Origin of the sequence: Paraburkholderia fungorum, from assembly GCF_046027215.1 — a bacterium.
Lineage (GTDB): Bacteria > Pseudomonadota > Gammaproteobacteria > Burkholderiales > Burkholderiaceae > Paraburkholderia > Paraburkholderia fungorum_D.
Window position 1 is genome coordinate 2,986,020 of sequence record NZ_JAQQEN010000001.1, and the last position, 15,082, is coordinate 3,001,101.

Consider the following 15,082-nt stretch of genomic DNA (forward strand, 5'->3'; position numbering starts at 1 on the left):
CGCCTACCGTTTGTAACGAGCGATGGAGAACTGATTCAAGCACCGCCCGGTGTTTTCGGTCATTCGGTAAGTCGGCCGTTCTCTGCCTTTGACTTCACTGTAAAGAAGAAGAATTAGCCAGGAATGACGAGTCGGGTGGCCGTGATCAGCGGGTCGCGGCTTCGGCTGCGGCCTGCATTTCGTAGCGCGCGTCCCGCATCAGCTGGATCGCGCGTCCGGCGTGGCCGCCCATGTCGTAGCCGTTCGCACGTTGCGCCGCGCGCATCCGTTCGATGGCTTGCTGCGCGTTGAAGTCGGCGGCTTCGATGTTCGGATGACGGCTCATGAAATAGCCGTCGTCGGCGACCGCACAGCCCGAGATCAGGGAAAGCGCGACGGCGGCCGCGGCAACCATCGTCAGACGTCTGTGCTTCATGCTGCATGCTCCATTCAGGTGATGAACGCCCGGTGTCCGGGCATGTCGCCATGCTCATGGCGATTGATTCGGTGCCTGGCTCGGGCCCTGCGTTAGCGCCAATAGCCGTAGCCATATCCGTAGTGCCGGTAGCGCCAGCCCGGGTGTCCGTAATAACCGACAACCACGGGCGGCGTATACACGGGAGGCGGCGGCGCGTAATAGGCGAGCGCAGGCGGCGGTGCGTAGACCGGCACGGGTGCGACGGGCACCGCGGCCACCATCGGCATCACCGGCATCACCGGCGCCCCGATGCCGACTCCGACGCCGACGAACACGTGAGCCTCGGCAACACCCACGAGGCCGATGCTTAATGCGGCGGCGAGGGCCGCCTGGCGAATCCATTTCATGTTCTTCTCCTTGACCTCCGGCGCAGCGCATTGGCTGCATCGGTTGAGATGCATTCTGGTCGCTGAGAATGAGGAAAGAATGAGCGGCTGTTGTCGTATGAAACGCGCGGCGAATCACAACGTGATTCGTGTGTGAAATGCGGCACAGGTGCCTCATTTCTTTCTAATTCACGGCGCCTACGATTTGTTCCGTCGATGCACAGGTTCAGGTTCGAACCGCCAGTCAGGCGCAGAAAACGCGTTTGGCACGCATTGGACTGAAGCGACGATGCGGACCGCCGGCCCGATATGCGTCGCGCCACCCAAGGAGCACATCATGTTTGCCGCACTTTCCGAAAAACTGGGGTCGTGGTTCTCGCCTTCTCACTACGAAGCACGCGACGCGTATCTGGCGTCATCGTCCGATCTCGCGGATCTCGAACGCCGCATGCGTCATCTCGACAGCAGCGACTATCCGTTCAGTCTGCATTCGAGCCTCGCACCGCGCGACCACGAACTGTGAAGTTCAACAGAAAGGAGAACCGATATGCGCCACTATCGACACGACAGCCCTGAAGCCGCAGCCCGCATCGTCGCCGCCTGCTTGCTGGCGGACGGACACGTAGGAATGGACGAGATTGAAGCGCTCGATCGTCATGACATCGAGCAGCGATTGTCGTTGCGACCGCGTCAGTTTCTGGCCGTCGTGCAGACGCTGTGTGAAGACCTGACTTCCGCCGCCTATCTGAATTGGGCGGACGCATGCAGGCTCGATCCCGTCATCGTCGCGCACCTAGCGGCCGACGTGCAGGACTGGCAAATGCGGCGTGACGTCATCTGGCTATGCAAGGAAGCCATTCACGCGGACGGGCATATCTCCGAAGCGGAAGCCGAATTTCTCGGCCTTGTACGAGCTGCGTGGGAATGCCCGGAACACGCGGATCTGGGCGCGTCCACGCGAGGCGATCAGACTCGTGCGCGCGCCTCGAATGACATTATTCAAGCCAGCAAAAATATTATGGCTAAACAGGACGAATCAGAATGGACTGGGTAGGTTACTTCGGAGGCGATGAACGCAGAACCTTCGACTAAAGGCTCTGCGCTATCTTTTTGGACAGTTCTGAACAGCTAGCGTGGAACAGAACGTTTCGAGCAATCTGGCGGAGCGGACGGGACTCGAACCCGCGACCCCCGGCGTGACAGGCCGGTATTCTAACCAACTGAACTACCGCTCCAGATCTTTACATCATGGCTGATGAGCTTTGCTCATTTGACCAGCCAACGCACCGCTCACACTGCTGACCGAACGATGCCGATGTCTTGGCGTCCCCTAGGGGATTCGAACCCCTGTACTCACCGTGAAAGGGTGATGTCCTAGGCCTCTAGACGAAGGGGACAACGTACGCTTACACCTTTAATGAAAAAGCCCGTTCAAGTTCATATGAACGGGCTTTGTCTGGCGGAGTGGACGGGACTCGAACCCGCGACCCCCGGCGTGACAGGCCGGTATTCTAACCAACTGAACTACCACTCCAGTTTGCCCATCTTGACTTGCGAGCGTTGGTTTTTTCTCTGCAAGCTGCGCTACTTTACTGCCGATCGATACTGCAACTCGAACACTAAAGCGACGCTGATGTTTGGCGTCCCCTAGGGGATTCGAACCCCTGTACTCACCGTGAAAGGGTGATGTCCTAGGCCTCTAGACGAAGGGGACATAATCTTTTCAGATCTGTCTTTAACTCGCTGCTAACTCACGCTAACTTGTCAGTTATTCCGTTTCGTCAACTGCGAAGACCGCTATTTTAACTACGTTACAACTGTTTGTGAAGTCTTTTTTGCTACAAGCTCCAGACTTCGGAACGACTTCACTCTGCTCTGATGGTGGAGGTAAGCGGGATCGAACCGCTGACCTCTTGCATGCCATGCAAGCGCTCTCCCAGCTGAGCTATACCCCCCTTGCAGAACAGAAACGAGATTCTAGAGGCCAATTTCCGCTTTGTAAATACCCTTTGAGCAATTGCATGCGACTTTTTTGCAAGTCGCATGCAAACCCTCTCAAGGCTCGCGCGAATGCGTTTAGGCCAGCGCTTTCTCGATACGGCTCACAACGACATCGCGGCCAAACAGCATCAACACGCTGTCGATTGAAGGCGTGTGCGTGGTGCCCGCCACAAGCAGACGCACCGGCATGGCCAGTTGCGGCATCTTCAGCTTGTGCGCGCCGAGCGTTGCCTTCAGGGCGGCCGAGATCGCCTCCTTGGTCCACTCCACGGTCTTCAGCGCGGCGGCCAGATCGGCCAGCGCCGGACGCACGGCTTCGGTAATGTGCTGCGCCAGCGCATCCGCTTCCGGCGCCGGCTCGCGATAGAACATCGCCGCGTTCTCCGCGATCTCCCTCACCGTGGACGCACGGTCCTTCAGCAAGCCCACCACCGCGCTCAGCTCCGCGCCTTGCGCGATCGCAGCGTCATGGATGCCCAGTTCCGCGAAGAACGGCTTGGCAAGCTCCGCAAGACGTGCATTGTCCGCTTCCTTGATGTAATGCGCGTTCAGCCAGTTCAGCTTGTCGTGGTCGTACTGCGCCGGCGACTTGCCCAGGTGCTCCAGATCGAACCATTCGACGAACTGCTCACGCGTGAAAATCTCCGCGTCGCCATGCGACCAGCCCAGACGCGCCAGATAGTTGACCACCGCTTCCGGCAGAAAACCAGCGTCGCGATACGCCGTCACGCTCATCGCGCCGTGACGTTTGCTCATCTTCTCGCCCTGCTCGTTCAGCACGGTCGGCAGGTGCGCATACACCGGCGGTTCACCGCCGAGCGCACGCAGAATGTTGATCTGGCGCGGCGTGTTGTTCACGTGGTCGTCACCGCGAATCACGTGCGTGATGCGCATATCCAGATCGTCGACCACCACGCAGAAGTTGTAGGTCGGGGTACCGTCCGGGCGTGCGATCACGAGGTCGTCGAGCTCCTCGTTCGAGATCTCGATACGGCCTTTCACCGCGTCGTCCCACGCCACCACACCCGTGAGCGGATTACGGAAGCGCAGCACGGGCTGCACACCCGCCGGCGGCTGCGGCAAGACCTTGCCGGGCTCAGGGCGCCACGTGCCGTCGTAACGAGGCTTCTCGCCCGCTTCACGTTGGCGCTCACGCAGCGCATCCAGCTCTTCGGTCGACATGTAGCACGGGTACACCAGCCCCGCGTCCTGCATCTCCTTGAGCACTTCGCGATAACGGTCCATGCGCTGCATCTGGTAGAACGGGCCTTCGTCGAAGTCCAGGCCGAGCCACGCCATGCCTTCAAGAATGGCGTCGACGGATTCGGAGGTCGAGCGTTCGACGTCGGTGTCCTCGATTCGCAGCACGAAGGTCCCTTTCATCTTGCGCGCGAACGCCCACGGATACAGCGCGGAGCGAATGTTGCCGAGGTGGATGAAGCCGGTGGGACTCGGTGCGAAGCGGGTACGAACGGAGGTGGTCATTAGCGTTACTCGGAAGACGGGCGCCAGCGCAGCGGCAAACATCGCCCACACAGCGCGGCAGCGGAGCTGCATCCGCGCAGCACAGGACGCCGTGCACGGACGCAAAGGAAAATGCGAGAGCCGAATTATACCTTCCGGCAGCGGCTTGCCTGCCCTCGTCCAAACGGCCAGCCGCGGCGCACGGCACGCGCTGCGCGGCGCCCGAGGATTCCTTCTGCAACGTTTCATTACGCGCGCGCCGCACGCCGGAAGCTTTGATTTATGATGTGCGCGCGTTGCGGCCAGGGATAGGAGCGCAGCGCGCCACGCCGCATTACGCGCAATACGCGTTGCAAGCGTTGCGAGCGTTGCAAGCGCCATCGGCGATGCTGCCCGTTTGCCTATCCGCCTGATCGCGGCCACTCGGCGACGCCAAAGCGCGTCGCCCTGCCGTTGCTGGAGAACTCATTGAAACCGTCCACCCCTCGCCTTGCCCGCCGCCATTTTTCGCTGGCGGCCGCCTCCGCCGTCCTCGCCGCCTGCACGACCACAGGTAGCAAAAGCGACAACACGCGGGTCGCGGCCACGCCTGCGTCCACCACGCCGCCGCTCGACAAGCCGCAGCGGCCGATGCGTGTCGCGCTCGCGCTCGGCGGCGGCGCCGCGCGCGGATTCGCGCATATCGGCGTGATCAAGGCGCTCGAAGCGCGCAATATCCAGGTCGATTTGGTGGCCGGAACCAGTGCGGGGTCGGTGGTTGGCGCGCTGTATGCATCGGGGATGAACGGCTTCGCGCTAAACAAGCTCGCGCTGACCATGGACGAGGCGTCGATCAGCGACTGGGCGATGCCGTTTCGCACCCGGGGCTTCCTGCAAGGCATCGCCCTGCAGAACTACCTGAACACGACGCTCAACAATCGCCCGATCGAGAAGATGGTCAAGCCGCTCGGCGTTGTCGCCACGGATCTGAAGACCGGTCAGCCGATCCTGTTCCAGCGCGGCAATACCGGTATCGCAGTGCGGGCGTCATGCAGCGTGCCGTCGATTTTCGAACCGGTGAAGATCGGCGGCCACGAATATGTGGACGGGGGCCTGGTCAGCCCGGTGCCGGCCTCGTTCGCGCGCAAGATGGGCGCGGATTTCGTGATCGCCGTGGATATCTCGCAGCGCCCGGAAAGCGGCCTCACCGCCAGTTCGTTCGACGTGCTGATGCAGACCTTCACGATCATGGGCCAGACCATCAAGGCTTACGAACTCGACAAATACGCAGACGTCGTGATCCGGCCGAATCTGGCGGCCATGAGCGGCAGCGATTTTTCCCAACGCAACGCGGCGATTCTGGCCGGCGAGGAAGCGGTGGCGAAGATGATGCCGGAGTTACAACGCAAGCTGGCCGCGAGCCGCGCGGCGGTGTAACCCAGCCAGGCCGCGCCGGCTGTCTCGACTGCCGGCGCGTTGCCTGCCAAACGATCTCAGCGCCGGGCGCGCGTCCCAACGCAAAAAGCCCGCTTCGAAAGAAGCAGGCTTTTTTATCGCGTCAGCATCGCCGACGCGCGCAACGGACTAGTTACTGATTGCCGCCGATTGCCGCATTCACGCGCTTCTTCAGATCCTGACTGTCCTGGTAGGACGTTTCGATCCGGCGAGCACCCGTGAAGCGCTTTTCCCAGTAGCCGCTATCCATATCGTCGACGCGAATCGTGCTGCCCGTGGAGGGCGAATGCACGAACTTGTTGTCGCCGATGTAGATGCCGACGTGCGAGAACGTGCGGCGCATCGTATTGAAGAACACCAGGTCGCCCGGCTTCAGGTCGCTCACGCGCACCTTTTCGCCGACGCGGCTCATTTCCTCAGCACGGCGCGGCAGCGCCATACCGAGCGTGTCCTGGAAGACGTAGCGAACAAAGCCGCTGCAATCGAGCCCCGAATCGGGCGTAGTGCCGCCCCAACGGTAGCGAACGCCGATCATGTTCAGCGCGCCGACGACCACGTCGCCCGCTTTTCCGGCCATGCCGGAGAGGAACGATTTGGCGCCGCCGTCGCTATCGGCGGCGGCGGTTTGCGAATTCAAGGAGGACAAGGCATTCGACCCGTTAGAGGTCGAAAATGAGGCATTCTGATTAAAACTGCTTACTTCGTCGGCGAACGCGCCGGGAGCTGCTGCCATCAAGACGCCAATGAACATCCCGGCGACGACGCGCGTGCAAGCCTGGGTGAGGTTTCTGTGCTGCATTGGTCGGTATTTTTTGCCTAAAAATCAGGGGTCTACGGAAAAAAGTTTGGTCGATACTAGCTAGTAAGTATTCATGTGTCAAAACAAATAGAAAAATACAATCGAGATACGCACCCAATTGGTGAAAGGGTGAAAAATCAATGGTCAAGCGCCGCTTTTAGAAGCTTCCGAGTGTAAGGATGTGACGGCGTCGCAAAAATCTGCTCGACCTCCCCGCTTTCCACAATAGAACCGTTTTGCATGACCGCCACGCGGTGTGCCATCGCGCCGATTACAGCGAGGTCGTGACTGATAAAAACGAAGCCGAGGTTGTACTTCTGTTGCAATTCGGCGAGCAGCTTGAGCACCTGTTGCTGAATGGAGACATCGAGTGCGCTGGTCGGCTCGTCGAGGATCAGAATGCGCGGTTCCAGGACCAGCGCCCGCGCAATCGCAATCCGCTGACGCTGGCCGCCGGAAAACTCATGCGGATAGCGGTACAGCACCGTGCGGTCGAGGCCGACTTCCCGTAACACCGACATCACCTTGTCGCGGCGCGCCTGCGGCGTCATCTGCGGGCGGTGCAGGGCAAGCCCTTCGCCGACGATCCGCTCGATCGTCTGGCGCGGCGAGAGCGAACTGAACGGGTCCTGAAAAACCACCTGCATGTTCGAACGCAGCGCCGTCTGTTCGACGCCGCGGTAGCTGCCGAGCGCCCTGCCCTGAAACTCGATCTCGCCGTGGACGGTGCGCTGCAGACCGAGCAGCGCCATCGCGAGCGTCGATTTGCCCGACCCCGATTCCCCCACGATCCCCAGGGTCTCGCCCTGGCGCACCGAAACGGTCGCGTCCGCAACCGCGCGGAAGCGCCCCGAGCGGAACCAGCCGCCAATACCCGGCAGCTTCGTTTTGAAATCGACCGAGACGTCGCGCGCTTCCAGCAGCACCGGCGAAATCGGCAGCACCGGCACCACCGTGCGCTGCGGCCGGCTCGCCAGCAACCGCTGTGTGTACGGATGCTGTGGCGACTCGAAGACCTGCTCGACCGGCCCGCTCTCGACCAGCACGCCCCGCTCCATCACCGCGATACGCTGGGCGAAGTGGCGCACCAGATTCAGATCGTGCGTGATCAGCAATACGGCCATGCCACGCTTTTTCGCTTCGTCGCGCTGCAATTCCAGCAGCAGATCGACGATCTGCGCGCGAATCGTGACGTCGAGCGCGGTGGTCGGCTCGTCCGCGAGCAGAAGGCGGGGACGGCACGCGAGCGCCATCGCGATCATCGCGCGTTGCCGCTGCCCGCCCGAGAGCTGATGCGGATAGCTGTTCACCCGCTTGCCTGGCTCCGTGATACCGGTGCGTCCCAGCAGGGCTACGGCGCGCTTGCGCGCCTCATTGGCCGGCACGCCGTCGTGCACGACGATAGTTTCCGCAATCTGGTCCCCGACCGTATAGAGCGGATTGAGCGCTGTCATCGGCTCCTGAAAGATCATCGCGATGTCCGAGCCGCGCAGGCCGCGCATCTCGCGCTCGCTTTTCGCGAGCAGATCCTGGCCATCGAAACGGATTGCCCCGCTCACTTGCGCATCGCTCAAAAGACGCAGGATCGACAGCGCGGTCACGCTCTTGCCCGAGCCCGATTCGCCCACCAGCGCGACCCGCTCGCCGCGTTCGATCGCGAGCGTGACGTCCTTGACGGCGACCGTGTCGCCGAAAGTCACATGCAGACGATCGAGTTCCAGCAGCGGCGGCGTCATGGCTTCTTTTGTTTCTGAAGTCACTGATTGCCTCCGGCGCGCATCGCATCGGAGATGCGGGTGTCGAGCGCGTTGCGCAGCGCATCGCCCATGAAAGTCAGCAGCAACAGCATGGCGACCAGCACGCCGAAGGTAAACAGCGAAATCCACCACGCGTCGAGATTCGCTTTGCCCTGGGCGAGCAGTTCGCCGAGGCTCGGTGTCGGCGACGGCACGCCCAGACCGAGAAAGTCGAGGCTCGTCAGCGCGAGAATCGCTCCGCTCATGCGGAACGGCAGGAACGTGATCACCGGCGTCAGGCTGTTGGGCAATACGTGCCGCCACATGATCTGCCAGTTAGACAGACCCATTGCCCGCGCGGCGCGCACGTAGTCCTGGTTACGATTGCGCAGAAATTCCGCGCGCACGTAGTCGGATAAACCGATCCAGCCGAATAGCGACAACAGCACGATCAGCAGAATGAAGCCCGGCTCGAAGATCGACGCGAAGATGATCAGCAGATAAAGCTCCGGCAGCGCGCTCCATATTTCGATCAGCCGCTGCCCGACGATATCGATACGGCCTCCGAAGTAACCTTGCACGGCGCCCGCGGCGATCCCCAGCACGGTGCCGATCAAGGTCAGTACCAGCGCGAATTCGACTGACACCCGAAAGCCGTACAGCAGGCGCGCGAACAGATCGCGGCCACGGTCGTCCGTGCCGAGCCAGTTGTCGCGCGACGGCGGCGCCGGGTTCGGCGCCGTCGAAAAGTAATTCAGCGTGTCGTAGTAGTACCGATTCGGCGGATAGAGCGCGAAATTGCCGGGCGCATGGAAGCGGTCTTTGACATACGGGTCGAGATAATCGGCGGGCGTGGGAAAGTCGCCGCCGAAGGTGGTCTCCGGGTAGGTCTTGAACATCGGGAAATACAGATGGCCGTCGTATTGCACCACGAGTGGCCTGTCGTTCGACCACAGCGGGCCAGCAAGGCTCGCCGCAAACGCGACCACGAACACGATCAGGCTCCAGTAGCCCAGCCGCTGCTGGCGAAAACGCTGCCAGACGCGGCGCGCGGGCGAAGGCGACACGAACGCGCGAACCGGTTCGGTGCGCGCTGCCGCATCGGCTGGAAGACGGGCTCGATTCATCAGCGCTCCAGTTGTTCGAATTGGATGCGGGGATCGACCCACACATAGCAAAGATCGGAAATCAGCTTGGTCGCGAGACCGATCAGCGTGAACAGATACAGGGTGCCGAGCACGACTGGATAGTCGCGCCGCACCACCGATTCATACGACAGCAGGCCGAGACCGTCGAGCGAAAACAGTGTCTCGATCAGCAGACTGCCGGTAAAGAACGCGCCGATAAAAGCCGCCGGAAACCCCACGATCAGCGGCAACAGCGCGTTGCGAAACACGTGCTTCCACAGTACGCGCTTTTCCGACAACCCTTTCGCACGCGCGGTCAGCACGTACTGCTTGCGGATCTCGTCGAGGAAGGCGTTTTTCGTCAGCATCGTAACGACCGCGAAGCTGCCTACCACCGAGGCCGTGATCGGCAACGCGATGTGCCACAGGTAATCCAGGATCTTGCCGATAAAGCTCAACTGCGCCCAATTGTCCGAGGTCAGATTGCGCAGCGGAAACAGTTGCAGGAAGGTGCCGCCGCCGAACAGCACGAGCAACAGGACGCCCAGCACGAAGCCCGGAATGGCGTAGCCGACCAGCACGACAAGACTGGTTGCGATATCGAAGCGCGAACCGTTGCGCACCGCTTTGGCGATGCCCAACGGCACCGATATCAGGTAGGTCAGAAAGAAAGTCCACAAGCCGATGCTGATCGACACCGGCAGCTTCGAGACGATCAGCGCCCACACGCTCTGATGACGAAAATAGCTCTGCCCGAGGTCGAACGTCGCGAAACGTTTGAGCATCAGGCCATAGCGTTCCAGCGGCGGTTTGTCGAAACCGTACAGCGCCTTCAGTTGCGCGATCTGTTGCGCGTCCACGCCGTTATGCGCGCGCAGGCCGAACGGCGCGCCGTTCTCCGCGCCTTTGCGCAACTCGTGCTGCATCTGCTCGACCGGGCCGCCCGGGACGAACTGGATCACGACGAACGTCAGCGTGAGGACGCCGAGCAAGGTCGGAATCATCAACAGCAGGCGTTTGAGGATATAGCTCCACATGGCAGCAATTCCGGAGGCGGTGAATGAATGGACGCGTTAGCGCGGTTGCGGTTGCGGTTGCGGTTGCGGTTGCGGTTGCGGTTGCGGTTGCGGTTGCGGTTGCGGTTGCGGCGCCTCAAACCACCACATCGACGTGATCCAGCCTTCCGCTGCATAGTACAGCGGCAGCGTTTTCGGCCACGCGAGGCCGCGCCTGAACGCCACCCGGTGAGTCGCGCTGTACCAGTGCGGCACCACATAGTAGCCATGCATCAGCACGCGGTCGAGTGCGTGCGTGGCGTCGACCAGTTGCTCGCGCGTCTGCGCATGCACGAGCGCGCTCAGGATCGCATCGACGACGGGAGACCTCAGGCCGATCATGTTGTCCGAGCCGTTGGTGTCCGCGGCCTTGCTGCCGAAGCGGTCGATTTCCTCTGAACCCGGCACCTGCACATCGGGCATGCGGATCGTGGTCGTGTCGAAGTCGAACGCATCCAGGCGCTTCTGATAAACGGCGAAGTCGGACACGCGAAACGTCGCGGTGATGCCCAGCTTCTGCAGATTGCGAATGTAGGTTGCGACAATCGGCTCCATCTGCGCGGCCGAACCCGAATCGTCCAGAATCTCGAAGCGGAACGGCTCGCCTTTGGCGTTTCGCAATGCGCCGTCGCGATAGGTCCAGCCAGCCTGCTGCAATAACGCCCGCGCCTCCAGCAGATTGGCGCGCAGCGAGCCTGGCGGATCAGTGTCGGGCTGCTTCGGCGGCGGGCCGAACACGGCCGGATCGAGCTTCGCGCGCCACGGCTCGAGTAGCGCGAGTTCGCCCGCTGAAGGCAGGCCCTTCGCCTGCAAATCCGTGTTGGCGAAGAAGCTGTCGATACGCGTGTACTGGTTGAAGAACAACTGGCGGTCCAGCCACTGGAAATCCAGCGCGAGATCAAGCGCCTTGCGCACGCGCACGTCCTGAAACAGCGGCCGTCTCAGGTTCAGCATGAAGCCCTGCATGCCGGTGCCGTTATGTTGCGCGAACTCACGTTTGATGAGCTCGCCGCTGTCGAACTTCTTGCCGACGTCGCGCCGCACCCAGTTGCGCGCCACGTATTCGACCATCGCGTCGTATTCGCCCGCCTTGAACGCTTCCAGCCGCGCGACATTATCCGAATACAGCTTGTAGACAACGCGGTCGAAGTTATTGGTGCCGACCCGTACCGGCAACGCCGAGCCCCAATAATTCGGGTCGCGTCGAAAGGTAATCGTGCGACCGTTGTCGTACTGTTCGATCAGGTAAGGCCCGCTGCCGATCGGCTTCTCGAAGCCCAACTGGTCGAAGGGAATCCGGCTGCCGTCCGGCTTCATTCCCCATTTGTGCGAGAACACTGGCATGCTGCCCGCCAGCAAGGGCAACTCGCGGTTGCGCTGATGGAACTCGAAGCGGATCGTGTGCGGATCAATCACGACAGCGCGCGTGATCTCGCCGAAGATCGCCGCGAATTGCGGCGCGGCCTGTGGGCTTTTCAGCGTATCGAGCGAAAACCTGACGTCTTCGGCCGTGACCGGATCGCCATTCGAAAAGCGCGCGCGGGGATTGATATGGAAGGTGGTCGACAGACCGTCGGGTGCGATATTGATGTCATCGGCGAGCAGGCCGTAGGCGGACGCCACTTCGTCGCTGCTGCCAATGGTCAGGCTTTCGAACAGCAGGCCGATGCCGGGCGCGGTGTTGCCACGCAGCGTGAACGGATTGAATTTGTCGAAGCTGGTGAGCCGGCTCGGATTGGCCAGCACCAGCGTGCCGCCCTTGGGCGCATCCGGGTTGACGTAGTCGAAGTGCTTGAAATTCGCCGGATATTTCGGCTCGCCGTACTGCGCGATCGCATAGACCGCATGGGCCTGAGGTGCGGCAAGCAATGCCGACGCGCCACACAGTGCGATGGAAAGCGCCACACCCCATGAACGCGGCACCACCGGTAGAGCGACACGCGAGAGCCTGTGAATCACGCTGTTCCGGAGTGCACGAGGCGTTTGAACCCATCGCGAGCCAGTTGTCATAGGGGCCTTGTTGGTCAGTGGGCAATTGCAAGGTGAGAGAATTCTACCCAATAAATCCGCGCCATCCGCACCTCCCGGTGCACGACGTTCGCGTGCATGGCGAGCGGACTGACCTCGCCCGCCGTGTCTTACGTGGACAATGCGCGGGCAATAAAAAACCGCCCTTTTCCGGGCGGTTTTTTGATTCTGCGCGCGCAACCACTACGGCATGAACGGCTTAATGCCAGCCGCGATGATTGTCGTAATGATCGTGGCTGTAATTGTAGCGGCCCGGCGGGTGATGACGATACCAGTCGTCACGCGCCCAGTAGCGGCGGCCGTCCCAATAGCGGTCGCCGTGCCAGCCGATCACGATCGCCGGGCCGCCGTAGTACACCGGCGCCGGTTGATAGACGACCGGTGGCGGGGGCGGCGGCGGCGGTGCATAGACCGGTGCCGGCGCGACGTAAATCGGCGCGGGAATACCGATGTTGACGCCAATATTGACCCCACCGGCCATTGCAGCACCTGACGCACCCAACGCGAAAACCCCGATCAGAAGTGGAACAAGACGAGCGGACTTCATCGATCACCCTTTTGAAGAATGTGTTGTGGCCGAAATATAGCTCAAGGCAGCGTCCCGCGTATTTCAACTTTGTAATAACTGATGCATAACATCGCACGTCTGGCCGTTGCGTTACGTCTCGTTACATTAGGCGGACTTTCGGTGAAAAACCGGCGCGTCTGTAACGAAACGGGCCAGCGTGCCTGCCGTTCGAGAGAGCGCTCTGCGTCGCCAGAAAATTTACTTCGTCATCCCAACTAAGAAGCAAATTTCGCGTGACCTGATCTGACTGCCTACCAACCTACCTAAGCGTGGCTTCACACGTCGCAGCAACACAAAATCGGCGCCGAAAAAACAAAACCCCACAGAGCCTAAACTCTGCGGGGTTTGCCGCCATTGCTGGCGGAGACGGAGGGATTCGAACCCTCGATCCAGGTTTTGGCCCAGATGCTCCCTTAGCAGGGGAGTGCCTTCGACCTCTCGGCCACGTCTCCCAAACTTTCGGTCGCGCAGGGAGTCAGCGCGACGAAGCCAAGATAATAGCGGCCCGAACCGCAGAGGTCAATGTCTAGCGAACACTTTTTGTGCCAGTTTTGTCATTGACGACGCAATTTGTTCACCTTGGCCGCACAGAAACGAATGAAGCACGAACGGAGCGCTCTTGTACGCCCCGCCGCTTAATGCCAGTTACACCTGATCCAGTTCGAAAGCCTTATGCAGCGCGCGTACGGCGAGCTCCATGTACTTCTCGTCGATCAGCACCGAAATCTTGATTTCGGAGGTCGAGATCATCTGGATATTGATGCCCTCTTCCGACAGCGTGCGGAACATCGTGCTCGCAATACCCACGTGCGAGCGCATGCCGACACCGACCACCGAGACCTTCGACACCTTCGGATCGCCCAGCACCTGCTCGGCCTGCACGTGGCCCTTCACCTGACCCGTGAGGATGTCCATGGCGCGTTGATAGTCGCCACGGCCGACCGTGAACGTGAAGGCCGTTTTGCCCTCGACGCTCTGGTTCTGGATGATCATGTCGACATCAATATTCGCGTCCGCCACCGGGCCGAGAATCTGATACGCGATGCCCGGCTTGTCGGGCACACCCATCACGGCGATGCGAGCTTCATCGCGCTGAAACGCGATACCCGAGATGACTGCTTTTTCCATGGTCTCGTCTTCTTCAAAAGTAATCAGGGTGCCCGACTTCATTTCTGCGTCGAGCGGGATGAGCGGATCGGTCAGGCTCGACAGCACGCGCGTCTTTACCTGATATTTGCCGGCGAATTCCACCGAACGGATCTGCAGCACCTTGGAACCCAGGCTTGCCATTTCCAGCATTTCTTCGAACGTCACGCGATCGAGGCGGCGCGCTTCTTCCACCACGCGCGGGTCGGTCGTGTAGACGCCGTCGACGTCGGTATAAATCAGGCACTCATCCGCTTTCAGCGCGGCGGCAACCGCGACCGCGGACGTATCCGAACCGCCACGGCCGAGCGTGGTGATGTGGCCTTCAGGATCGATGCCCTGGAAGCCCGTGATCACCACCACTTTGCCCGCTTCGAGATCGCGCAGCACGCGCTCGCCGTCGATTTCGCTGATGCGTGCTTTGGTGAACGCGCTATCCGTTCTGACCGGCACTTGCCAGCCGGCATAGCTGACCGCCTCGACGCCGGCTTCCTGCAGCGCGATGGCGAGCAGACCCGAGCTGACCTGCTCGCCTGTGGCGGCGATCATGTCGAGTTCGCGCGGGCTCGGCTGGCTCGTGATTTCTTTCGCGAGACCAAGCAAGCGGTTGGTTTCGCCGGACATCGCCGACGGCACGACGACCATCTTGTGGCCAGCCTTGTGCCATTTCGCGACGCGCTTGGCGACGTTCTTGATGCGCTCGACCGAGCCCATCGAGGTGCCGCCATATTTATGTACGATGAGTGCCATTGTCGTTCTGAACTGAAGGAGAAACCGCGCTGGCGCGCTGGAGACAACCGCACAAAAGCACAGAAGCGCAACGTCTTGTGAACGGCAGCAAAGTGTGTGGCGGCGTAGATGCAGCGCGCGCGTAATACGCGCGGATTTGCCCGGGAATGATCGCTAGTGGCTTACCGGAAACGACGGATCACGAGCGCAAA

The 15,082-nt window shown here is 61.1% G+C and carries 13 protein-coding genes and 6 tRNA genes; 3 read left to right on the forward strand and 16 right to left on the reverse strand.

What is annotated here, in order from left to right; all coding sequences use genetic code 11:
• Positions 1–145: 145 nt before the first annotated feature.
• Both PQR27_RS13220 and PQR27_RS13225 read right to left on the reverse strand, forming a co-directional pair.
• Entirely contained in the window at positions 146–415 is a 270-nt protein-coding gene (locus PQR27_RS13220; RefSeq protein ID WP_408524088.1) for a hypothetical protein, read from the reverse strand.
• Between the two features lie 92 nt (positions 416–507).
• Positions 508–804 carry a hypothetical protein gene (locus PQR27_RS13225; protein ID WP_408524089.1) on the reverse strand — a complete coding sequence of 99 codons (297 nt, stop codon included), beginning with the start codon at positions 802–804 and terminating at the stop codon, positions 508–510.
• A gap of 316 nt (positions 805–1,120) precedes the next feature.
• On the opposite strand from PQR27_RS13225, the gene PQR27_RS13230 reads away from it, so the two are divergent.
• Together PQR27_RS13230 and PQR27_RS13235 are read left to right on the forward strand one after the other, a co-directional pair.
• A complete protein-coding gene (locus PQR27_RS13230; RefSeq protein ID WP_408524090.1) occupies positions 1,121–1,306 on the forward strand; it encodes a DUF3563 family protein in 186 nt (61 codons plus the stop codon).
• A 105-nt stretch (positions 1,307–1,411) separates the two neighbouring features.
• Positions 1,412–1,837, forward strand: a complete 426-nt coding sequence (locus tag PQR27_RS13235) for a TerB family tellurite resistance protein (RefSeq protein WP_408524091.1) — start codon at positions 1,412–1,414, stop codon at positions 1,835–1,837.
• A 104-nt stretch (positions 1,838–1,941) separates the two neighbouring features.
• On the opposite strand, the gene PQR27_RS13240 is transcribed toward PQR27_RS13235, so the two are convergent.
• The 6 genes from PQR27_RS13240 to gltX form a co-directional block, all read right to left on the reverse strand.
• Positions 1,942–2,018 (reverse strand) — tRNA-Asp (locus tag PQR27_RS13240).
• Between the two features lie 86 nt (positions 2,019–2,104).
• A tRNA-Glu gene (locus PQR27_RS13245) sits at positions 2,105–2,180 on the reverse strand.
• A gap of 60 nt (positions 2,181–2,240) precedes the next feature.
• Positions 2,241–2,317 (reverse strand) — tRNA-Asp (locus tag PQR27_RS13250).
• A gap of 104 nt (positions 2,318–2,421) precedes the next feature.
• A tRNA-Glu gene (locus PQR27_RS13255) sits at positions 2,422–2,497 on the reverse strand.
• A 165-nt stretch (positions 2,498–2,662) separates the two neighbouring features.
• Positions 2,663–2,738: transfer RNA gene (locus PQR27_RS13260), tRNA-Ala, on the reverse strand.
• A gap of 121 nt (positions 2,739–2,859) precedes the next feature.
• On the reverse strand, positions 2,860–4,269 hold the full coding sequence (gene gltX / locus PQR27_RS13265; protein WP_408524092.1) for a glutamate--tRNA ligase: 1,410 nt from the start codon (positions 4,267–4,269) through the stop codon (positions 2,860–2,862).
• 447 nt (positions 4,270–4,716) lie between these two features.
• On the opposite strand from gltX, the gene PQR27_RS13270 reads away from it, so the two are divergent.
• Positions 4,717–5,664 carry a patatin-like phospholipase family protein gene (locus PQR27_RS13270; protein WP_408524093.1) on the forward strand — a complete coding sequence of 316 codons (948 nt, stop codon included), beginning with the start codon at positions 4,717–4,719 and terminating at the stop codon, positions 5,662–5,664.
• Positions 5,665–5,815: 151 nt separating this feature from the next.
• On the opposite strand, the gene PQR27_RS13275 is transcribed toward PQR27_RS13270, so the two are convergent.
• From PQR27_RS13275 to PQR27_RS13310, 8 genes are all read right to left on the reverse strand, one after another.
• Entirely contained in the window at positions 5,816–6,481 is a 666-nt protein-coding gene (locus tag PQR27_RS13275) for a C40 family peptidase (RefSeq protein ID WP_408524094.1), read from the reverse strand.
• 137 nt (positions 6,482–6,618) lie between these two features.
• On the reverse strand, positions 6,619–8,217 hold the full coding sequence (locus tag PQR27_RS13280) for an ABC transporter ATP-binding protein (RefSeq protein ID WP_408525483.1): 1,599 nt from the start codon (positions 8,215–8,217) through the stop codon (positions 6,619–6,621).
• Between the two features lie 20 nt (positions 8,218–8,237).
• Entirely contained in the window at positions 8,238–9,344 is a 1,107-nt protein-coding gene (locus PQR27_RS13285) for an ABC transporter permease (protein ID WP_408524095.1), read from the reverse strand.
• Positions 9,344–10,381 (reverse strand): microcin C ABC transporter permease YejB, encoded by a 1,038-nt coding sequence (locus tag PQR27_RS13290; protein ID WP_408524096.1) that lies wholly within the window; start codon positions 10,379–10,381, stop codon positions 9,344–9,346. The genes PQR27_RS13285 and PQR27_RS13290 overlap by 1 nt, the downstream gene beginning before the upstream one ends.
• Positions 10,382–10,417: 36 nt before the next feature.
• Positions 10,418–12,409 carry an extracellular solute-binding protein gene (locus PQR27_RS13295; protein WP_408524097.1) on the reverse strand — a complete coding sequence of 664 codons (1,992 nt, stop codon included), beginning with the start codon at positions 12,407–12,409 and terminating at the stop codon, positions 10,418–10,420.
• A 217-nt stretch (positions 12,410–12,626) separates the two neighbouring features.
• Entirely contained in the window at positions 12,627–12,974 is a 348-nt protein-coding gene (locus tag PQR27_RS13300) for a hypothetical protein (protein ID WP_408524098.1), read from the reverse strand.
• 379 nt (positions 12,975–13,353) lie between these two features.
• Positions 13,354–13,447 (reverse strand) — tRNA-Ser (locus PQR27_RS13305).
• A 193-nt stretch (positions 13,448–13,640) separates the two neighbouring features.
• The gene (locus tag PQR27_RS13310) at positions 13,641–14,891 is read right to left on the reverse strand and encodes an aspartate kinase (RefSeq protein ID WP_408524099.1); all 1,251 of its coding nucleotides are present in this window, start codon (positions 14,889–14,891) and stop codon (positions 13,641–13,643) included.
• Positions 14,892–15,082 lie beyond the last annotated feature (191 nt).